This is a genomic window from Halomonas sp. QHL1 (assembly GCF_001882345.1).
GTDB lineage: Bacteria > Pseudomonadota > Gammaproteobacteria > Pseudomonadales > Halomonadaceae > Vreelandella.
The window spans coordinates 1,302,237-1,323,834 of sequence record NZ_MINL01000001.1; the positions used below are offsets into that span (position 1 = coordinate 1,302,237).

19 protein-coding genes and 1 tRNA gene are annotated in these 21,598 nt (G+C 55.6%); 3 read left to right on the forward strand and 17 right to left on the reverse strand.

The window, feature by feature from the left end:
• Positions 1–98 precede the first annotated feature (98 nt).
• The 8 genes from QHL1GM_RS05950 to QHL1GM_RS05985 form a co-directional block, all read right to left on the reverse strand.
• Positions 99–617 carry an STAS domain-containing protein gene (locus QHL1GM_RS05950; RefSeq protein WP_071693650.1) on the reverse strand — a complete coding sequence of 173 codons (519 nt, stop codon included), beginning with the start codon at positions 615–617 and terminating at the stop codon, positions 99–101.
• Positions 607–1,800: a PP2C family protein-serine/threonine phosphatase gene (locus QHL1GM_RS05955; RefSeq protein WP_071693651.1), complete on the reverse strand. Its 1,194-nt coding sequence runs from the start codon at positions 1,798–1,800 to the stop codon at positions 607–609. The genes QHL1GM_RS05950 and QHL1GM_RS05955 overlap by 11 nt, the downstream gene beginning before the upstream one ends.
• 8 nt (positions 1,801–1,808) lie before the next feature.
• Positions 1,809–2,663 carry a VacJ family lipoprotein gene (locus tag QHL1GM_RS05960; protein ID WP_071693652.1) on the reverse strand — a complete coding sequence of 285 codons (855 nt, stop codon included), beginning with the start codon at positions 2,661–2,663 and terminating at the stop codon, positions 1,809–1,811.
• Between the two features lie 32 nt (positions 2,664–2,695).
• Positions 2,696–3,817, reverse strand: coding sequence for a beta-ketoacyl-ACP synthase III (locus QHL1GM_RS05965; protein ID WP_071693653.1), 1,122 nt, complete (start codon positions 3,815–3,817; stop codon positions 2,696–2,698).
• 128 nt (positions 3,818–3,945) lie between these two features.
• Positions 3,946–7,956, reverse strand: coding sequence for an ATP-dependent RNA helicase HrpA (gene hrpA, locus QHL1GM_RS05970; protein ID WP_071693654.1), 4,011 nt, complete (start codon positions 7,954–7,956; stop codon positions 3,946–3,948).
• Between the two features lie 129 nt (positions 7,957–8,085).
• A complete protein-coding gene (locus QHL1GM_RS05975; RefSeq protein ID WP_071693655.1) occupies positions 8,086–9,756 on the reverse strand; it encodes an AMP-binding protein in 1,671 nt (556 codons plus the stop codon).
• Positions 9,757–9,963: 207 nt separating this feature from the next.
• A complete protein-coding gene (locus QHL1GM_RS05980; protein WP_071693656.1) occupies positions 9,964–10,743 on the reverse strand; it encodes a class II glutamine amidotransferase in 780 nt (259 codons plus the stop codon).
• 46 nt (positions 10,744–10,789) lie between these two features.
• On the reverse strand, positions 10,790–11,215 hold the full coding sequence (locus QHL1GM_RS05985) for a hypothetical protein (protein WP_071693657.1): 426 nt from the start codon (positions 11,213–11,215) through the stop codon (positions 10,790–10,792).
• A 62-nt stretch (positions 11,216–11,277) separates the two neighbouring features.
• Between QHL1GM_RS05985 and QHL1GM_RS05990 the strand changes: the two genes are divergently transcribed.
• Entirely contained in the window at positions 11,278–13,380 is a 2,103-nt protein-coding gene (locus QHL1GM_RS05990) for a S9 family peptidase (protein WP_071693658.1), read from the forward strand.
• A 15-nt stretch (positions 13,381–13,395) separates the two neighbouring features.
• On the opposite strand, the gene QHL1GM_RS05995 is transcribed toward QHL1GM_RS05990, so the two are convergent.
• From QHL1GM_RS05995 to grxD, 8 genes are all read right to left on the reverse strand, one after another.
• On the reverse strand, positions 13,396–13,851 hold the full coding sequence (locus QHL1GM_RS05995) for a YcgN family cysteine cluster protein (protein WP_071693659.1): 456 nt from the start codon (positions 13,849–13,851) through the stop codon (positions 13,396–13,398).
• 30 nt (positions 13,852–13,881) lie between these two features.
• Positions 13,882–14,460: an ACP phosphodiesterase gene (locus QHL1GM_RS06000; protein WP_071693660.1), complete on the reverse strand. Its 579-nt coding sequence runs from the start codon at positions 14,458–14,460 to the stop codon at positions 13,882–13,884.
• A gap of 12 nt (positions 14,461–14,472) precedes the next feature.
• Positions 14,473–14,787 (reverse strand): YcgL domain-containing protein, encoded by a 315-nt coding sequence (locus QHL1GM_RS06005; protein WP_071693661.1) that lies wholly within the window; start codon positions 14,785–14,787, stop codon positions 14,473–14,475.
• On the reverse strand, positions 14,784–15,920 hold the full coding sequence (rnd, locus tag QHL1GM_RS06010) for a ribonuclease D (RefSeq protein ID WP_083571078.1): 1,137 nt from the start codon (positions 15,918–15,920) through the stop codon (positions 14,784–14,786). The genes QHL1GM_RS06005 and rnd overlap by 4 nt, the downstream gene beginning before the upstream one ends.
• Positions 15,921–15,967: 47 nt before the next feature.
• Entirely contained in the window at positions 15,968–16,573 is a 606-nt protein-coding gene (gene recR / locus QHL1GM_RS06015) for a recombination mediator RecR (RefSeq protein WP_071693663.1), read from the reverse strand.
• Positions 16,574–16,576: 3 nt separating this feature from the next.
• Complete coding sequence (locus QHL1GM_RS06020; protein ID WP_071693664.1) at positions 16,577–16,903, reverse strand: YbaB/EbfC family nucleoid-associated protein; 327 nt, start codon at positions 16,901–16,903, stop codon at positions 16,577–16,579.
• An 87-nt stretch (positions 16,904–16,990) separates the two neighbouring features.
• Complete coding sequence (gene dnaX / locus QHL1GM_RS06025; RefSeq protein ID WP_071693665.1) at positions 16,991–18,970, reverse strand: DNA polymerase III subunit gamma/tau; 1,980 nt, start codon at positions 18,968–18,970, stop codon at positions 16,991–16,993.
• A gap of 160 nt (positions 18,971–19,130) precedes the next feature.
• The gene (gene grxD, locus QHL1GM_RS06030) at positions 19,131–19,481 is read right to left on the reverse strand and encodes a Grx4 family monothiol glutaredoxin (RefSeq protein ID WP_071693666.1); all 351 of its coding nucleotides are present in this window, start codon (positions 19,479–19,481) and stop codon (positions 19,131–19,133) included.
• A 169-nt stretch (positions 19,482–19,650) separates the two neighbouring features.
• On the opposite strand from grxD, the gene argF reads away from it, so the two are divergent.
• Complete coding sequence (argF, locus tag QHL1GM_RS06035) at positions 19,651–20,586, forward strand: ornithine carbamoyltransferase (RefSeq protein WP_071693667.1); 936 nt, start codon at positions 19,651–19,653, stop codon at positions 20,584–20,586.
• A 72-nt stretch (positions 20,587–20,658) separates the two neighbouring features.
• Here argF and QHL1GM_RS06040 read toward each other — a convergent pair.
• Positions 20,659–20,734 (reverse strand) — tRNA-Ala (locus QHL1GM_RS06040).
• A 195-nt stretch (positions 20,735–20,929) separates the two neighbouring features.
• Here QHL1GM_RS06040 and uvrY point away from each other — a divergent pair.
• Complete coding sequence (gene uvrY, locus QHL1GM_RS06045; RefSeq protein ID WP_071693668.1) at positions 20,930–21,580, forward strand: UvrY/SirA/GacA family response regulator transcription factor; 651 nt, start codon at positions 20,930–20,932, stop codon at positions 21,578–21,580.
• Positions 21,581–21,598: the final 18 nt, after the last annotated feature.

Here is a 21,598-nt window from a genome sequence, read left to right on the forward strand (position 1 = left end):
CACTATCGATGCAGGTCTTTGGCAGATAGCAAGCGCGTAAAAAACAAAAACTGCGATAGCCCTGGGAGATATCCAGGGGCTTATAAAGATGAGGGAGCTTAGCGGCGCGTGGTGGCGTCTTGTGACTCAAGCATGTCAACCAGTGGCTGAAACTGCTCACGGTTATGCTCGTTCATGTGCATCAAAATGCGGTGGGCTTCCAGGATCCGATCGCGCAGTCCTTCTTCATCGGCAGGCTCTTGGGGAAGCTCTTCAAGCTCATTGTTAAGCGTGGTCGCCTGCTGCAGCGGCGCTTCCATCAGCGTGAAAAAGCGCGCAAAGCCCATCACGTCCAGCATCTGCCGCACGTCAGGATTATCGACAATAATCGTCGGCGGTTGCTCCAGGCGCCCTTTCACCGCCATCGCGACCTTGGCCAGAAAGCCAAGCGCCGTTGAGTCCACGTTAGTGGCTTCTCGCAGGTCAATCAATACGGCACGCAACCCCGGCGTCTCGGCGAGACGTTGAGCTTGAGTATCCAGCGTGGCGCAAAGCGTCAAGCGCACATCGCCACACAGTTTTAGAACAAAAACACCAGAATCGAACGCCGCTTTAATGCGGCCTTCTTCAATCAGCATGACCAAATCCGCTCACCATCATGATTGTAATATCATCGGGTAAAGCATCGCGCTCTTGGTTAGCATCAAACTCCGCGTCTCCTTCTGCAAGGAGTGCGTTTGTTTCTGCTAGCCGGTCGCGCAACTGCTCAAGCGTGACACTCTCGCTTACTAATTGCTCAAGCTCCTTGAGCCGCGTGTCGAGCGTTGTACCCGGCAAGCATTCCAATACTCCATCTGAGCAGAGCCATAGACGAAATTTATTCGGCAATGCACAACTCAGCGAAGGATACTCCACATCGGGGAAAAGGCCTACCGGCATCCCCTCGCCTTCTAAACGGCGCAGCTCACCCTCAGCCGCCAACAAGGGCATGGGAAGCTGTGCACCGAGCGAATAGTGAAGAGTATGTGTCTCATGGTCAATAACACCGACGAATAAGGTGGCATGTTTACCAATATCGGTGCCCTGCAGCTCACGATTCATCGCCTTTAGCCAATCAGGTGGCAAGTTTTCCGGCTGCTGACCATCCCACTCACTCAGCCAGCGGTTACATAAATATTTGAGCAGCACCGTGACAAACGCTGACGAAGCGCCATGCCCCGATACATCAGCGAAATAGAAGGCACTGTAACGCTCGTTATAGCGTTGATAATCGAGGAAATCACCGGACAAATAGAGCGAAGGAGCAAATACGTAGTCGTAAAAGACGCCGTTAATCACTTTGGGGCGTAGCGGTAATAAACGCCGCTGGATATGCCCCCCGCTCTGCTGATCCATTCGCAACAGCGCCAGGTGTGTCTCCAGGCTCTCATTTAACTCCGCCAGCCGTGCATGGTCACGCTCGCGCTCCAACGCCAACTCGTTAAGCTCAATGGCCTTACGAATCATTCGCCGCAACAACTCAGCGTGACGCAGTGGATGAACGATATAATCCACTAGCCCTACATCAATGGCCTTGATCAAGTCGGCGTCCTGGCGCGAGTCGCTGACCACCAGCGTGGGTAAGCGGCGCGTCAACTGCGACCACTGTTGCCTGGGAACCGCTCGGGCATGAGCAACAATGAACGCCGTGTTAGCGGGTAAATGCTCGATATCCTCAGCGGCAAATACCCACATACCGTCGCAGGTAATAGCTTCAGCCAGTGCATCGCGTTCACGACCAGGTTCGTCGATTACCGCGATCAACTGCTTAGAATGATCCATCATATGCCTCAATCGGTGACTTCTTCGCCACCAAAGTCGCTGTCATTCTGGTCACTGTTGTCGAAGCCATTGTCTTCAAAATCGCCGTCTTCAAAATCGCTGTCATCAAACTCGAAGGTGTCGCTGGCAAAGGGGTCATCACCCAATTCTCCATCACTCACCTCAAACTGGCGGCTCTGTAAGTAAGCGTCACGAATAAAACGGTAGCGATCACCGCGAATTAATTCTTCCTGGTCAAGCAGACCCGCTCGAATATCAATCAAATTGAGTGCGGTAAGGCTTACTCGAACGGTATCGTCTTCTACATAGGTAACGGGGTACGTTGCCATATCAGCGGGCATACCGGTGGTGTCCCGCAGCGTGCTGGGGCCAAAGAAAGGTAACACCAGATAACGCGAATCTTCCCACCCCCATACCGCTAACGTTTGGCCAAAATCTTCTTGATCGGCGGTAATTTCCATCCGGGTGGCAGGATCTAACAGCCCGCCAACACCTACCGTGGAGTTAATCAAAAAACGGGATGTGGCGAGGCCCGCGTTGGCCGGTTTGCCCTGCAGCACGCTATTGAGCGCAGTACGCACTTCACCTAAGTTGGAGAAAAAATTACCCACCCCCGTTTCCACCGGGTCTGGGGTAATAGCGCGATAGCCTTGTGCCACCGGCTTGAGTGCGTAGCGATCCAACACATCGTTAAACGCAAACACCTTGCGGTTAAAGCCCTCCCAGGGGTCTTCTGGAGCAGCATTTTCCGCCATTTGCGTGCTGGCACAGCCGCCGGTTGCGAGTAACGTCACCAGCAGTAGTGGCAACCCTTTGCTACGCAGCGAAAGCGCTGGTTTCTCGTTATTTAACCACTGCCACATGACTTTTTCCTTTTTTCAATTCCGCAACACACTCACAAACGCCGGATAACCACGCTGCCCGCGCTATAACCTGCCCCAAAGGAGCAAATCACACCAATATCGCCCTCCATAAGCTGCTCACGATGGAGGTGAAAAGCAATGATAGAACCCGCTGAACTGGTGTTGGCGTAACGATCCAAAATAATCGGCGCCTGTGTTTCACTCGGGTCATAGCCCAATACTTTGCGGGCAATCAAATCGTTCATATGCCGGTTAGCCTGGTGTAGCCACATGCGCTTCAGATCGCCACCGGTCAACTCTAAGGAGGCCAAATGGTCAGTGATCAATTTAGCCACCATCGGGCAAACTTCTCTGAACACCCGACGCCCTTCCTGCACAAACAGCTTATCCAAGGCCAGTGGATCACTGTCCGTTACACGGTTAAGAAATCCTGCATTATTACGAATCGCGTTGGAAAACTGGGTGACCAAGCGAGTACCGAGAATTTCAAACTGCTCATCAGCAACCGCAACGGCGCTATTTTCTAGTACCACAGCGGTACAAGCATCGCCGAAAATGAAGTGGCTGTCACGGTCTCGGAAGTTGAGATGCGCCGAGCAAATTTCCGGATTGACCACCAGGGCGCGCTTCACACTGCCGGAGGCTATAGCGTTGGCAGCCGTTTCCAGGGCAAATGTCGCAGAGCTACAGGCCACATTCATATCAAACCCGTAGCCGCTTGTTCCCAGGGCACGCTGTACTTCGACCGCCACGGCGGGGTAGGCGCGCTCCAGGTTTGAGCAGGCCACGATTACCAATTCGATGTCAGCAGCATCGACCTTGGCAGTCGCCAGCGCCTGCTGTGCGGCAGCGGTTGCCATCTCGCACTGAATAGAGGGCTCGTCATTGCCCCGCTGCGGCAGTTTAGGCCGCATGCGCTGTGGGTCAAGGATGCCAGATGCATCGAGCACGTAGCGGCTCTTAATACCGGAGGCTTTTTCGATAAATTCGCTACTCGAGTGAGCCAACGGTTCGCGCTCGCCGCGCGCAATGGCTGCGGCGTGCTGTTCATTGTCGCTGTCTACCCAAGCATTAAATGCTGCCACCAGGGCCGCATTATCAATGGCGTGTTCCGGTGTATAGAGTCCTGTACCGGTTATCACCACATGTGTCATGCCAATCTCCTCTAAGCGGCTTGCCGACGTGACCGGCCATCAATGGCTAGCGCGTGACTTACGGCGAACCCATCACGTTACTGTGTGCGTAAAATAGCGGTTTTTCCAGCAACTTTTTCAACCCCTAGCTAAACACTAGTGATCTCTTGCCAGCGTTTTTCCAGTCGTTTTACCGACACCACCATGCTAGTCCCCAACTGCTGCGCAAATAGCGACACTCTAAGCTCTTGCAACCACCAGCCAAAAGCGACCAGTTCCGGGTCTTCCACCCTTCCGCGCCGCTCGCTTTCGCGGCGCGCATCAAAACGGGCCTCTAATGCTTGGACGTCTTGCATCATCATTTGATCGCGGCCGCGTTCCCGGACCGCTTTTTCAAGGCGAATGAGCGCAGCCTCTGTGTAGCGCGGGTATTCGTCCAGCCAAGCGCCCGCATCGCGGATAAAGCCTGGATATACCAGGCGCTGCATCTGTGCACTAACATCGCTGTACACCAGCGCCAGCGCAAAATTAAGCTTCCCTTTGAGCACCTTACTGACCGCCAGATGGCCTTTTAGAGCGGCCTCTACGCGTATCAAAAGCGCTTTCACTTCGTCCACGAGTTGGTTCTTAGTAGCGTCGAGGCGCTGGCTAAACTCCCCTTCTGAGCGCGGCAGGGGGTGCTGAGCCACTACTTGGGTAAACACCGCTAGCAGCAGATCGTCGATCAAGGCTTGCTTACTGCCCACTTTGGCGAACAGCAGCGCGCACTTCTCAACACCCGGCAGTTGCTTAATCGCTTTAACCTGTTCGGGAAGCTTAGCAATGCCCAGCCGGGCAATGCCCTCTTGGTGGGCGGCGTCAGCCTTTGCAGGATGATCAAACAGCGCCACCTTGAACTCGCCTACCCTGGTTTCAGCGACCAGGGCAGGATACGCCTCTACGCGAATACCTGCCTGGGTAGTGACCCGTGAAGCTGGCAGGGGCGTCTTGGGTAGCCCGGCAACGGCGGGCTCATGGCTAACCTGTTCGGCCAGGGCCTGAGCGCCTGCGCTGGCTGCCGTTTCAAAGCGCTGTTCCAGGGCGCGCAGATCGCGCCCCTGGCCTAAGGTTTCGCCCGCGTGATCGACCACGCGAATATTCATGATCAGGTGCGGTTCGAGCAAGTCTAGGCGCCAATCGTCAGGATGCACCCGCGTCGATGTCCGGCGGCGAATAAACTCCCCTAACGCCTCGGTTAACGGGCGCTGATCGGGCACCAGGGTTTCCAGCGCTGCATCCACCCAATCGGGAATCGGCACCACCTGGCGACGGATGCTTTTCGGCAGCGATTTGAGCAGCGCAATACACTTTTCACGCAATAGCCCAGGCACCAGCCACTCCAGTGCGTGCACCGGCACCTGGGGCAGCATGGCGGCGGGAACGGTCAGGGTAACACCGTCATCCTCGGCTTCAGGGTCAAAGTGGTAGCTTACCGGATACGCAACGCCCGCCAGAATCAAATGATCAGGGTACTGCGCCTGGGTAACGTCATCAGCATCCCGCGCTTTGAGCGAATCAATATCGAAATGCAGTAATTGCGGGTCTTGCTGCTCGGCCTGTTTGCGCCAGTGCTCAAAGCCCTTGCCGTTGACGATCTCGGCCGGAATCCGCTGGTCGTAAAAATCAAACAGCGTGTCTTCATCGACCAGAATATCTCGCCGTCGAGCGCGATCTTCCAGCGCTTCGACTTCGGCGATCAGCGCGCGGTTATGGGTAAAGAAGGCCCCTTTGGTTTGAAACTCCCCTTCCACCAGCGCGCGTCGAATAAACAACTCCCGGGACTCTTGAGGCGCGATTGGTCCGTAATGTACTTTGCGCCGCGCCACAATCGGCAGACCAAACAGCGTAACCTGCTCAAAGGCCACTACCTGGGCGCGCTTCATTTCCCAGTGCGGCTCGCTGTAGCTGCGTTTAACCAGGTGCTGCGCCTGGGGTTCAATCCACTGGGGATCGATTTTGGCCACGGTGCGGGCAAACAGCTTGGAGGTCTCCACCATCTCGAACGCCATGATCCACTTGGGCGACTTCTTGGCCAACCCTGAGCCAGGGTGAATCATAAACTTGCGATTGCGGGCACCGAGATACTCGCGGTTCTCCCCCAGCGTTCCCAGGTTGGAGAGCAGCCCCGAGAGTAGCGCCTGATGCACCTTGCCCGAAGTTTTACGCCGCGCTTGGCGCGCCTGCTCTTCGCTCTCGTCTTCATTGCGGGGCGGCGGCGCGGGCACGTCGATATCCATATCGCGCAGTAGTTGGCGCAGCTGGCGGAAGGTGTCGTGCCACTCGCGCATACGCAGGTAGTTGATGTAGTGCTCGCGGCACCAGCGGCGCAGCTGATTACCTGAAAGCGCCTCATGGGCATTCTCAATGCCGTGCCAGAGATTCAGCAAGGCGACGAAGTCAGAATCCGGGTCGTGCCAGCGCTGGTGGGCTTGGTCGGCGGCTTGGCGTTTGTCCGCCGGTCGATCGCGGGGGTCTTGGATGGCCAGCGCAGAGACCACGATCAGTACATCGCGTAGGCTGCCAAATTCGGCACCCGCCAGCACCATACGCGCCAGGCGTGGGTCAATTGGCAACCGCGCCAGCTTACGCCCGAGCGGAGAAAGGTGCTGCTTTTCATCCACTGCGCCCAGCTCGAACAGCAGTCGGAAGCCGTCTTTAACAAAGCGGCTATCCGGCGGGTCCACAAACGGAAAGGCCTCGATATCGCCGAGCTTGAGACCCAGCATCGAGAGAATGACCGAAGCAAGGTTGGTGCGCTGGATTTCAGGGTCGGTAAAACCGGGTCGGGAGAGAAAATCCTCTTCGCTGTAGAGGCGAATGCACACGCCTTCGGCAATACGCCCACAGCGCCCTTTGCGCTGATTGGCGCTGGCCTGGCTAACCGCTTCCACCGGCAGGCGCTGAATCTTGGAACGGTAGCTATAGCGGCTGATACGCACCAGGCCGGGGTCGATCACATAGCGAATCCCAGGCACTGTTAACGAGGTTTCCGCGACGTTGGTGGCGAGTACAATCCGCCGACCGCGGTGCGGCGCAAACACGCGGTTCTGCTCTTCGTTAGAAAGCCGTGCGTAGAGCGGCAGGATTTCGGTGCCTTTCAGCTCGGCGCGGCGCAGGGTATCGGCGGTTTCACGAATTTCGCGCTCACCAGGTAAGAACACCAGCACGTCCCGTGGGCCGTGCAACCAGCCTTTTGCGCGCTCAACGGCTTCAATCTCTTCCACCGCGTGGAGAATGCCCTCTTGCAGCGTACGGTCTTCTTCATCGTCCTCGTCGCGTACCAGCGGCCGGTAGTGCACCTCAACGGGGTAAGTGCGCCCGGTGACTTCCACCACCGGTGCAGGCGACTTGGCAGTGCCGAAGTGTTTGGCAAAGCGTTCTACGTCGATAGTCGCCGAGGTAATAATGACTTTTAGATCGGGCCGTTTGGGGAGCAAACGCTTGAGGTAGCCGAGCAGGAAGTCGATATTCAGGCTACGCTCGTGGGCTTCATCAATAATGATGGTGTCGTAACGCAGTAGCAGCGGATCATGCTGGGTTTCGGCCAGCAAGATCCCGTCGGTCATTAGCTTAACTAAGGTCGTCGGGCTGCTTTGGTCGGTGAAACGCACCTGGTAGCCCACCTGCTCGCCCAGGGAGACGGCCAACTCTTCCGCCAGGCGATTGGCAACGCTACGGGCGGCCAGGCGCCGCGGCTGGGTGTGACCAATTAAACCACGGCGGCCTCGCCCTAGCTCCAAACACATTTTTGGCAGCTGGGTGGTTTTGCCTGAGCCGGTCTCCCCCGCCACCACCACGACCTGATGATCGCGGATGGCGTTGAGAATATCTTCCCGCCGTTCGACCACTGGCAATTCTGGCGGGTAGTTGAGGGCGACCTTTTGGGTTTCGCGCTGGCCAAGCTGCTGCTGGGCGCGGCTAAGCTCGCGCTGCACTTCGTCCAAGCCAAGGCTAATCGGCTTGTTATCGCGTAGGCGACGGTTTAAACCGGCCAGCCGCCGCTCCAGCCGCTCTGCATCGCGTAGCATCACATCGCCCGCGGCCTGTTTCAGCGACGCAAGACGTTGGCTATCGGTGGGGGCTGGGGATGTGTCGGTGGTCACGATTGAGTCGGCTTCCATTCGCTTGGCATTAACAAGAGATATTAATAACAGATATAAAAAATCAACCCGCTCAATTGAGCGGGTCGTATAGTGTAACGCTTTCAGCTCGGCGACGCCTAACCACAGCGCCGAGTCGTCATTTAACGGTTACGTTTTTGAGGGCTCTTCGTCGCGCAGCTGGCGGCGGAGCACTTTGCCTACGTTGGTTTTGGGCAGCTCATCACGAAACTCGATGATCTTGGGCACCTTATAGCCCGTGAGCTCTTTTTTGCACCAGTCGCGTAGCGTTTTTTCATCTAGCTGATCATTTTTACTGACCACAAACAGCTTGATGGCTTCGCCGGCATTTTCATCTGGCACACCGACCGCCGCCGATTCAAGTACATCTGGGTGGGCTGCCACCACATCTTCAACTTCGTTGGGGTAAACATTAAAGCCAGAAACCAGGATCATGTCTTTTTTGCGATCAACGATGCGGATGTAGCCGTCATCTTGTAGCACAGCGATGTCGCCAGTGTGGAACCAGCCATCCTCATCAATGGAGTCACGAGTTTCGTCTTCGCGCTGCCAGTAGCCTTTCATCACCTGCGGGCCTTGGACACACAGTTCTCCCGGTTCGCCCAGTGCCACATCGTTACCGTCGGCGTCGACGACTTTTACCGCGGTACCTGCCACAGGCTTACCGATAGTGCCCAGTTGAATCCCATCGGTGGGGTTGAAGCTAACAATGGGAGAGGTCTCGGTCAGTCCATACCCCTCGGCGATTGGGCAGCCGGTGGTCGTTTCCCAACGCTGCGCCGCTGCTTTGGTCAGCGCCATACCCCCGGAGATCGTCAGCTTCAATTTGGAAAAATCGAGCTGCTTGAAGTCGTCGCGATTACACAGCGCATTAAACAGCGTATTGAGGCCGATAAAAGCGGTAAAGGGCAGCCCCTTGAGCTCTTTGACAAAACCATCCAGGTCGCGAGGATTGGTGATCAGCAGAGAGTGGTTGCCGGTTTCCATTAAAAACAGGCAGTTAACCGTAAAGGTGTAGATGTGATAAACCGGTAGCGGTGCGATAACCAGCTCTTCGCCATCGGTCAGGTGAGGCCCAATCGCTTCCCGCGCTTGCAGCATATTGGCGATCAGGTTGCGATGAGTCAGCATCGCACCTTTGGGCATACCCGTGGTGCCCCCAGTGTATTGAAGTGCGGCTAAATCGTCGGGGATTCTCTTGACCTCGGTATGGCTAAGTGAGGCACCTTTTTTCAATGCATCGCGAAACCCCGTCGCACTGGGCAGTGAATAGGCAGGCACCATTTTTTTAACGTGCTTGACCACTGCATTGATTAACCAGCGCTTGGGTACATCATGCAAGTCGGCTAGCTGGGTGACTAAAACGTGTTTGATATCTGTTTTATCGAGTACTTTTTCCAGCTTGTCGGCCATATTGGCCAAAATCACAATGGCTTTAGCGTTGGAGTCCTTGAACTGATGGGCCATTTCCCGCTCGGTATACAACGGGTTGGTGTTGACCACTACCAAGCCTGCACGCAGTGCGCCGAATACCGCTACCGGGAACTGCAGTACGTTGGGCAACTGGATCGCGATGCGGTCGCCGGGAACAAGGTCGGTTTCATGCTGTAGCCATGCCGCAAAGTCTGCGGAAAGGCGGTCAAGGTCGGCGAAAGTGAGCGTTTTCCCCATACAGGAAAAAGCTGGCTTATCCTTAAAACGTGCTACTGCGTTATGAAAAACATCCGTGACTGAATCATATTGATCCAACCCTTCAAGCGCTGGGCCACGTAAAACGGCGGCGTTGGCGTGTTCGCTCATGGGCAATCTCCGCTATTGGCGTCGGTGTAAGTCACCGACCTTGTTGTTGTCGCTAGGCTCTATCTGAAAATAGGTTAAGAAGCCCAACGATATACGACCTACAACAGGCTGTAAAACGATCGATTGAAACTGACGTTTCAACTTTAGCCCATAGTCGGGTTCGCTTTATTTGCTGCTTCCCTCATTACAATTTAGTAGATCGTTCTTTTATGGACAGTAACGGGCCTGAATTTCTCCATCGCGCCAGACCAATAGCTCGCCTGGGACCATGCGCTGCCAGGCTTCATTGTGCGTGAGCGGCTCGGTGGCAATGACTGAAACGATGTCGTCAGGCGTAGTATGTTCGGCAAAATTCACCGTCATCTCGGCGTCGGAGAGCTCCGCCTCGCCGAAGGGCGCGCAGCGGGTAATATGCACAAGCTTTGTGGTGCAAAACGTATACAAGTAGCAGCCATCGGAGAGCAGCATATTGAACACGCCCAGCGCCCTTAGCTGCTCACACAGCTGGTGCAAGCGCTCCCACAACGTTGTGGGATCCGCTGGCGGGGAAGGAAACTCGCGGCGAAGCTCACCCATTAACCAGCAGTAGGCGTGCTCGCTATCGGTGCTGCCAACCGGGGTGTAGTTTCCTAATGCTAGGCTTTCCCAGCCACTTAATTGGCCATTGTGGGCATAGCACCAGGGTCGCCCCCACATTTCTCGCGTGAAAGGGTGGGTATTGGCAAGCTTTACGCCCCCCACGTTGGCTTGGCGAATGTGACTGATCACTACATTGGACTTGATCGGGTAGTCGCAAATTAGCCGGGCGATGGGGGAATCGACGGAGGGGTGGGGGTCGCGAAAATCGCGGTAACCACCCTCTTCGTAGAAGGCAATTCCCCAACCATCGCGGTGGGGGCCGGTGCCCCCACCGCGGTGCAAAAAACCCGAAAAGCTAAAACAGATATCGGTGGGCACATTGGCGCTCATACCCAGCAGTTCACACATACGCTTTACACATGCTTAGACACCAAAACGTTGTTCAAAGCTGCCATCAACCAATCACCGGTTCGCGACGGCGTGGAGACTCGCTTTCATCGGCACTCTCTTCTTCCTGGACAACATACTCATCGTCCCCAGGGCGGCGCCACCACCACAGGGCAACGCCAATCAGTGCGCCTAATGCCATCCCCAACACTAGCCACATCAGCCCGCCACGAAGTGCCGCGCCGTTGTTTTCTAAAAAGCCAACCGCTGCCACCATCGCCGAAGGTGCCCAACCGGTATAGAATTCACCCTCTTCTATTAACGGCAGCCGGAAAGTGGCGGGTGCCCATATCGCCCCTGCCACCATCCAGGTCAGCACAAGACGTGGCAAGCGAGGCAGAAAAGTGAGCGCAAAATAGACCGCGACAACCACTAACAGCGACAGCCCGTAATAACTCAACCACAGTAGTGGCGTTGAATTTGCAAACAGCATAATACCCCTCATATGGGTGAGCTCACCCGACGTTGATTTCCCGTTATGGTACCTATCAATTTATGAAAGCACAGCAAGGCATACCTTCAGGCTTACCCGCTGCACGCTATTATCGCGCTAATGACCCGCAATGGCACTGGTTAGAAGAGCGCGATGACCCACAGGTCAGCGCCTTTTTAGAGGCCGCCAACCAGCAACAAGCCGATTGGTTTGCCCCACTTGCCCCGCTGGAAGAAGCGTTATACCAGAGTCACCTAGCGCGCCGCGAATTAGCCGTGACCAGTCTTAAGACAGCGCTTGACCACTTCACGTTCTGGAACGAAACCGGTGCCGAGGATGACTACCCCTGCTGGTGGCGCCACCCCAACCAACAGCCTGAACAGCACGAATGCTTTTTTGACGTTAGAGCCCGTGCCGCCGAGCACGACTTTTACGACATGGGCGATATGGCGCTCTCTCCTGATGAGCAGTGGTTGGCCTGGACAGAAGATACTCAAGGCGACGAGCGTTTTACCCTGTGGCTGAAAGCACTGCCTAGCGGGTCGCCCGTGCAACTGTTAAGCGATATTGGCGCGGGGCTGTGCTGGGCAGAAGATCAAACTGCCACCACGGCGACGCTGCTGTTCACTCGCTTTGACGACACTCAACGCCCCGACAGCGTTTGGCGCTTTTCACTTTCGCTGACGGAGCCTGGCGCCTCAAAAGAGCCAGTACTGGTGCTGCGGGAAGAAGATCCGGAGTTTTGGCTCGGCATCGGCAAAACGCGCTCACGGTCATGGCTGCTGCTCGAAAGCGGGTCAAAAGACACCAGTGAAATTCACCTGTTGCCTGCACACTCGCCTGATTCAGCACCGCAGTGTCTCCAGCAGCGCCAACCAGGGGTTGAGTACAGCATTGATCACCGCCCAGGCAGCTTTTATCGCCTGCATAATCAGGCAGATGCTCACTTTCAGCTCGATTTCCTGTCCGAAAGTCAGCTTGGTCAGTCCCAATTGAATTGGCAAACGCTAATCGCCCACCGTGAAGAAGCCACCCTGGAAGGCGTTGATGCGTTTTCTTGGGGGCTGATGCTGGCTGAGCGCGACCATGCCCAGGCGCAAGTGCGTTTACGGCGTTTGCTTTTCGATGCCCAGCACAGCTCCACCCTGGATGAGACATTGGCACTGCCTGAACAACCCTGTTCGCAGATGCTGGAAGATGCGCCGCACTTCGATACCCAGGTAGTGCGCCTGCGTGAAGAGTCGTTTACCCAGCCGCCCAGTTGGTTTTCACTCGATCTAACCAGCGGCGAACGGACACTGCTGAAACGGGTACCTGTTTACGGCAATTTACAGCCGGAACAGCTAGTCAGCCGCCGCCTTTGGGCAACCAGCCGCGATGGCGAACAAGTGCCCGTATCGGTGGTGATGCGCGCCGATCTGGCGGATCAACCCTTACCCACGCTGCTGTATGGCTACGGCGCCTACGGCGATGCGCTCGACCCCTGGTTCTCGATTGCCCGGCTGGAACTGCTTGAGCGTGGTGCGGCCTTTGCCGTTGCTCATGTGCGCGGCGGCGGCGAGCGCGGCGAACCCTGGTATTTAAACGGCAAGATGGCCCACAAGGAGAACAGTTTTGACGATTTCCTGGCCGCCCGGGATGCGCTTGTGGAGCAAGGTGTCAGCGATTCACAGCGCATAGCGGCCTATGGCGCCAGCGCCGGTGGGCTTCTGGTCGGCACCTGCATTAATCGCGCGCCGGAAAAATTTTGTGCTGCGCTGCTAGATGTGCCCTTCTTAGACGTACTGCGCACGATGCAGAACCCGGAGCTGCCTCTGACCACTGCGGAGTACAGCGAGTGGGGCAACCCTGAAGAACCAGAGGTCGCCGAGCGAATAGCCGCTTACTCGCCTATCGATAACATTAAAGAGCAGGCATACCCTGCCCTATGGATTGAAGGCAGTTGGTTCGACACCCGGGTCAGCTACTGGGAGCCCGCCAAGTTTTATGCCCAGGTGGCACAACTGCAGCAAGGTTCAGCGCCGGTTTTGATGCGTACCGATATGAGCAGTGGCCACGGCGGCGCATCCGGTCGATTCAAAGCGTGGCGCGATACCGCCCGCCAAGACGCGTTTATTCTTTGGGCGCTGGGACTGCACTCGCAAGCATCTTTAACTTCTGAGTAAAGTGCTCGAAGGGAGCTACATCGGCAGCACGGCAATAATGTGCGACTCTAATTGCTGCTCCGGCACCTCGTCTTGGGACACCGCAAAGCTGCGCACGCTGATGCCTTTGCGGTGAACCCGCTCGGCGTCATTACTTAACAGCGGATGCCAACCAGCCAGCTTGCGCCCTTCCGCCACCCGTCGGTAGCCACAGCTCTGCGGCAGCCAGGTGAACTCTTTAACCAACGCAGGCGTCAGCTGGGTGCAGTCTGGCACGCTGTCAAAACGGTTAGCATAATCACTACACTGACAGCTGTGGGTATCCAGCAGACGGCAGGCAACATTGAGCACCGCCAGCTCTTGGGTGTCCTCGTCGTGCAACTTCAGCAGGCAGCACTGACCACAGCCATCACATAGCGCTTCCCACTCCCGGGGCGTCAGCTCTTCAAGGGTAAAGCGCTCCCAAAAACGTTCGCGCATCGCGGTTTCCATCCTGCTACCTCATTGTCACTGAATAACTCTTTATGATGGGGATCTGTCTTGGTGGCTTAATTCAGCCATAAGAGCGGGCCATAATGTCTGGAAATCGCCCTCTAATGCTTGATAATCGTCGTATAGCCAAGGCACTAAAGCAGCCAACTGATTAGGGCCAGACAAACGTCGCCCAATGCCGGCAACGGCCCGGCAGGTAAACGCAAAGTCAGCGTAGCCTCTTAGCCAGTCCTGCTCGACGAGAATCGGCATCATACCTGCTAGCCGATTCGGCGCAGTGCGAGCGGAGAGTAGCCGATAACAACGCTCAACAATCGCTTCTTGATGCGCCTGCCCCGCCGTATCCCGAGCCAGGAAATGATCCCACACCATATCCAGCGCTATTCCCGCATAGCGACGCTGACCCGTTGGCGCACGCCGCCGCGCATTAACAACGCTAGGATGGCTATCCACCCAGGCATCCACTCGCCGGTGATGGCGAATGCCCAGCGCAGTAGCAGGGGACCAATCGCTTAAATCGCGCCCCTTAACGCCATCGGCTATTAAATTGCCGTAGAGAAAATCATCGCTACCGGCGCTCACCAACCACGCATGGGCCAGAAAATTCATAACTGGGTGGCGCTACTGTTCGTCAGAAGGGGCATCAGAACGCGAGGCAACATGGGCGCGGTGCACATCAAGCAAATAGGCCTCTTTAGGCGGCGGCATTTGTAAATAGAAGCCTTTGTCTTTAATCCCTTCCACTACGTCTGCCGCATTCACCCGTGACAACTTTTTGTCAGCGGTCAACAGCATGGTAAACACCGGCACCGGCTTGCCGAAGGTCTCAAGCAATTGCTCTGGAACGTCTGCAAACCCTTGACGCTTATCGACGTATAGATACATTTCATCTTTACGCGAGCTTTTGAAAACCTCGCAGATCAATTTATCGCTCATGATGGACGCTCCTCAAGGGCTTGGGCCAACGCAGCATTCAAACATTCGCCCCGCCAACCGCTCGGCCAGGTAAACGGCTCACCCGCCAAGTCCTGCATCACCAGTGTTTCAATATCACGGCGGCGCATGAGCATTTCCGGCGCCACTCCCAAGTCATTGGCTTTACCCGTGACCGCTTTTTTAAGTGCTTTAAAGCGTGACTTAAACGTCGGGTGCATGGGGTCTGGCCAACGCTTGGGCAGCGCCGCTTCATCGCAGTGCTGGGCCTGTTTGATCATCGCCAGCAGCGCATCGCCCTCTTTTTTGATCAGCATAGGCTTAATGCCTTCAACATCAGCAAGTTCAAAGCGATTGCTGGGCATCTTTTCTGCGATCGCAAACAGCAACTTGTCGCCAATCAACCAGTTGCGCGGCAAGTCGCGGCGGCGTGTTTCACCTTCACGCCAGGTAGTCATTAGCCGATACGCTTCCAGCTGGCGGGGCGTTAAGCGCCATAGCTGGCGTTGACGGGTGTACCACTGTTGATCGTTATCAACGCTCCGGCCAGCCTGTTCAATAAGACTCGCGCACTCAGCATCCACCCACTCACGCCGCCCCAATGTGGCGAGCTTGTCAGCCTGTAACGTCCAGACTTTTAGCAAATAGATCACATCCAGCGCAGCGTAATGGCACTGCGCAGGCGACAGCGGGCGCAACAACCAGTTTGAGCGGGTCTCCTCTTTGGGCAGGGTTTCGCCGACCCAAAATTCAACCAGCTTTTGATACCCCATGCCTGGGTTATCGCCCAAGAACCCTTGCACCACCTGGGTATCAATTAAGGGTGATGGCAATACGCCCGCCCAGTGCTGGAAGACTTCCAGGTCTTCGCTGCAGGCGTGCAGTAACTTGATGGCACTATTTTGCAGCAGAGCGCGGAATTTATTGGTACACGGGACGGCTACCGGGTCAACCAGATAAGCCTCTTCACCCGCGGTAAATTGAATCAATGCAGGCACTGGAAAAAAAGTGTTCTCTCGAAAAAACTCGGTATCCAGAGCAATTACTGAAGCATCGGATACTTGCTCGCACGCCGCATCGAGCGCCTCTGGAGTATCAAGCCATTGAAAAGAGGGGGTAAGAGAGGACAAAAGTATTCTTCCAGGTTGGCGCAAACGCTAAAGCGTTTGCGTTTTAGGTAAGCTTATTCGCTGGCAAACGGCAGACGACCATTGAATGCACGACTCAAAGTGCCGCCATCAACGTACTCCAGCTCTCCACCCATGGGAACACCATAGGCAAGCCGCGAGAGTTTGACGCCGTGTTCGGATAGCAGCGAAGCAATATAGTGGGCAGTCGCTTCACCCTCGATGGTAGGGTTAGTTGCCAACACCACCTCTTCAATGAGCCCTTCTGCAACTCGCGCTTCCAGCAAGTCTAAACCAATCGACTCAGGCCCCACCCCATCTAGCGGCGAAAGGTGCCCGTGGAGCACAAAGTAGCGCCCTTTATAGCCACCGGCTTCTTCAATCGCCAGTTGATCGGCAGGCGATTCCACCACACACAGCAGTGAATCGTCGCGTCGCGGGCTTTCGCACAACATGCAGATCTTAGCTTCAGTAAGCGTGCGGCAACGTTGGCAATAGCCGACTTCTTCGATCGCCTGTTGAATAACCGCAGCAAGTCGCTGTCCGCCTGGCCGTTCACGCTCGAGCAAATGCATTGCCATGCGCTGAGCCGTTTTGGGCCCAACGCCTGGCAGTATGCGAAAAGCATCCATTAACTGCTCAACGAGAGGAGAAAAACGCATTGCTTAGAACGGCATCTTAAAGCCGGGCGGAAGGTTCAAGCCTGCCGTCGCTTCTTCCATTTTTTGTTTAGAGCTAACTTCCAATTTGCGCACTGCGTCGTTGACCGCTGCCGCTAGCAAATCTTCCAATAGCTCTTTGTCCTCTTCCATGACGCTGGGGTCAATGGACACATTTGAAACGTCATGGCGACCGTTCATAGTGACCTTGACCATACCGGCACCCGCCTCGCCCTGTACTTCGGCTTTGGCGACCTCTTCCTGGGCTTGCTGCATTTTTTCCTGCATCTCTTGGGCTTGCTTCATTAAGTTGCCCATTCCACCTTTAAGCATGGTCTTATCTCCAACGTACGTAGTTAAAAGGTCTAGTTAAACTGTCTAGTTAAAAAGATGTTTATGTCTCGCCTAAATAACAAGCGCTTAGCGTATCGCGTCGGCAGGCTTAACGCTGGATTCTATCAGTTTTGCACCAAACGCCTGCTGTAACTTCTGTACATGGGGGTCGTGATTTAGCAGATCAACCGCCTGGGCATGGCGCTCTTTATTAAGGCGCTCTTCCCGCTGCCGAGGTGTTTCCAGGCTATTAGACAACTCAGCAACGTAAAAAGCTATTCGCCGTGGCATGCCCTGCTCTTTAAGGGCACGCTCAATGCGCGTTTGGTGCACTTCCGCCTGCATTGCCTCTTGGCTTGGGTCTAGGCGAAGCGTCAACAGCGTACCGTCGTCGCTCTCTACCAAACAGTTGCCTGCCAAGTTACGGGTTAAGCCGCCCAAGCCCAGCGAGTCAAAGCACTGCAACCACTGCGCATTATCCAACTTGCCTGGCTGGGTTTCTGGAAAGGCTTCTGGCCGGGTTTCTGGCCGGGCTTCTGGTTGAACTGTAGGCACCTCAGCTGCGGTGGGCTCTACCGTCGCTTGGGACTCAGATACCGGCTCAGGTGTTAGGGCCTGCTCAGCAACAGGTTCTGGCTCCGCCATAGCCGCTGGCTCAGAGGCTTGCTGGGGAGTGTCAGCCTCGATTGCCTGTGCGTCCGTTTCGATTGCCCAAGGCGGTGGTTCTTGTAGCGGAGGCTCCTCTTCAGCGACAGACGCTGTCTGCTCAGGGCTTGGCTCTAATTGCGTTTCAGGCTGAGCGTCTGGCGTGGAATGAACGTTTGGCTTTGCATCAGCTACTGGCGCGGGCTGCGGCTGCGGTGATGGCGTCTCTGTCACTGCTACTTGAGGGCTCGTTTCCGCCGCTGTCGCCTCGGATGGCTCGCGGCGAAGCGGTAGCGGAGTGCGCGGCGGTTTCGGCACGCCCTGGGGGCGAAACGCTAGCATGCGCAGCAGCGTCATCTCTAACGCGCTACGCAGATCGGGAGCGTGCACCATGTCCCCGCGGCCCTGAATACCAATTTGGTAATAGAGCTGAATATCTTCGGCGGTGAAGCGGCTTGCTAGTTGCAGGATAACGTCGCGATCACCGTGGCTGTTATCCACGGCGTCCGGCACCATCTGCGCCACCGCTAAGCGGTGAAGCATACTCGATAGCTCATCCAACACCGCGGCAAAGTCCGGGCCTTGCTCTGCTAACTCGGCCACTTCGGCCAACAAGCGCTGTACATCCACATCGGCCAGGGATTCTGCCAGCCCAAGAATATGACGATGATCCAGGGTGCCCAGCATGGCGGCCACATCCGCATGGCGCACCGCTCCTTGCCCAAACGCAATGGCTTGATCGGTGAGACTCATGGCATCGCGCATTGAGCCTTCCGCCGCCTTACCCAATAGCCACAAGGCGCTTTCATCAAAGGCGACGCCCTCCTCACCCAGCACATAGGTGAGGTGCTCAACCACACGCTCTGGTGGCATATGCTTGAGGGTAAATTGAAGGCAGCGTGAGAGTACCGTCGGCGGCAGTTTTTGCGGATCGGTGGTCGCCAACAGAAATTTAACGTGGGGGGGAGGCTCTTCCAACGTTTTCAGCAGCGCGTTGAAACTGCTGGTGGAGAGCATGTGTACCTCATCGATCAGGTACACCTTATAGCGCCCTTGGGTAGGCGCGTACTGAACGTTGTCCAGCAGTTCCCGGGTATCTTCTACTTTGGTTCTTGACGCCGCATCGACCTCAATAAGATCAACAAAGCGCCCTTCATCGATTGCTTGGCAGCTATCGCACTGCCCGCACGGGGTAGAGGTAATGCCTTCATCGCCACGGCCGTTGGCCGTACAGTTCAAACACTTGGCAAGAATACGCGCCAAGGTGGTTTTACCCACACCGCGAGTACCCGTAAACAGGTAAGCATGGTGCAGACGGCCCTGATCAAGGGCATTCACCAAGGCGCGCTGAACATGGGCCTGGCCCACGAGTTCGTGGAATGTGCGAGGCCGCCACTTGCGGGCCAGTACCTGATAGCTCATGAAGCTGTACTTCCTTCGGCGGGCTAATTTGCCCCGCGCTGGAGCCAGCGCGGGGCAAAGGCCACGATGCATAATAAAGACGATGCGAGAACAAACGCCATTCTAACGGTTGCACCGCAGCCCGCCAACCGCCTGAATAAAGCGGACTGTTAGACAACGCCTAGGCGTTATCACCACTTTCCGCCGCACCGGCACGCTCAGCAGCGGCTTTTACCAGCTTTTCCAGCTCGCCACTCTGATGCATCTCAACCACGATGTCACAGCCACCCACCAGCTCGCCTTCTACCCACAGCTGCGGGAATGTCGGCCAGTTAGCAATCTTGGGCAGCTCAGCGCGAATATCCGGATTATCCAGAACGTTAACGAACGCAAAGCGCTCACCGCAGCTCATCAGCGCTTGAACGGTCTGGGCTGAAAAACCGCACTGGGGTAGTTGGGGCGAGCCTTTCATGTAAATCAGGATCGTGTTTTCGCTAATTTGACGCTGAATGTTTTCGGCAGTCGTGCTCATACTATTTCCTCGCTTATCGATGACCGATGCTTACCCGCCTAGCACTTGAACTAGTACCTGAGTAAAGCGCTCGGCTTTAACGTGTAAATGGCATTCTACGCATGCCGTTCGCGTTGCGCATCCCCTGCAGCATAGCTAGGATAGTGTTTTTGCGCGGAGAGAAGCCCTTATGGCGACACGCCATTTCCTGACCTTGCTAGATTTGACCCCGGATGAGCTGGACTATTTGATCCAGCGCGCCATTACGATCAAAACCAATCTAAAAGCCCAAGGTCCTGTTTATACACCATTACCCAACCGCACCCTGGCGATGATCTTTGAAAAATCTTCGACGCGTACACGGGTTTCGTTTGAAACGGGAATGGCACAATTTGGCGGCCACGCACTATTTCTCTCCCCCCGCGATACTCAGCTCGGTCGGGGCGAGCCGATTGAAGACACCGCTCGCGTATTGTCTGAAATGGTCGATGCGGTAATGATTCGCACCTTCTCTCATGCTGGGCTGGAAACCTACGCCAGCGCCAGCAGCGTACCGGTGATTAACGCCTTAAGCGATGACTATCACCCCTGCCAGCTACTTGCCGACGTGATGACCTGGACCGAGCTACGCGGTAGCGTAAAAGGGCGCACAGCGGTATGGATTGGTGATGGCAACAATATGTGCCACTCCTGGATCAATGCTGCTCGACAGTTCGGTTTTCATCTGCGTATTTGCTGCCCGAAAGGCTACGAGCCACGTGCCGACATCATGGCAGCCGCTGGCGATCAAGTGACGCTGCTACACGACCCCCAGGAAGCGGTAAAGCAGGTCGACCTGATCACCACCGATGTGTGGGCTTCCATGGGTCAGGAGGAGGAGCAGGCAAAACGTGAAGCCGACTTCGCAGGCTTCCAAGTGACAGAGGCGATGCTGGATCAGGCTAATCAAGATGTACTCTTCTTACACTGCCTACCCGCGCATCGCGGCGAAGAGATCAGTCACACGCTGCTTGACGACCCCCGCGCAGTTGTCTGGCAGGAAGCTGGCAACCGCCTGCATGCACAAAAAGCGCTGATCGAGTTTTTGCTACTGGGCCAAATCACCGAACAAAAGGCGACTAACTAACCGCCGCTATAAAGCCGAGCAAAAGCAAGACGAAAAAAAGCCTCGCTAAACAACGAGGCTTTTTTAGAATTTTGGTGGAGCCTAGCGGGATCGAACCGCTGACCTCAACACTGCCAGTGTTGCGCTCTCCCAGCTGAGCTAAGGCCCCACGTACTGTCTTCCCAACAGCGAGGCGCATACTACGGTGAACATTTATCCCGGTCAAGTTTTACATCATCAGTGGCCAACTAATTCTCCTTTGTCTTCAGCTGTGGCACTCTATATGCACATTTAGTTAACAAGATAGAGCAGCGTCCAAGGCCAACGCCTGAGCCCATGATGTTTCCAAGCAGGAGCCTTTCCATTGATCAGTGTACTTATCGCCGATGATCATCACCTAGTAAGAACTAGCATTGCTCACCTGCTAAACGAAGAGTGTGATATTAAAATTGTGGGCGAGGTAGACGATGGTGAAAGTGCGGTAACACAGTGCCGCCATTTAAAGCCCGACATCGTGCTAATGGATATTCGCATGCCAGGCATCGGCGGGCTTGAAGCCACTCGGCGTATTCACCGCACCATGGAAGACATTAAGGTCTTAATCTTGACCGCACATATGGAAGACAGCGTATTACGCCGTATGCTTGAGGCCGGTGCCTCTGGCTTTTTAAGCAAAGGTGCAGATGCGATAGAAATGACGGATGCCATTCGTCAAGTATTCCATGGTCGCCGCTACGTCAGTCAAGAAATAGCCCAGCGCTTGGCCCTTTCGCACTTCACCAATGAGGATAACCCGTTTAGCCACCTATCTCATCGTGAGCTACAGATTGCCCTCATGATTGTGAACTGCCAGCGTGTGCAAGATATCTCCGATCGCCTACATTTAAGTCCTAAAACGGTAAACACCTACCGTTACCGACTCTTTGATAAACTACAGGTTGCCACCGATGTCGAGCTTACTCACTTAGCGCTACGTCACGGGCTGGTCGAGGGGTTTGACGCTACTCAAATATAACCCCATCTTCCCCTGCTG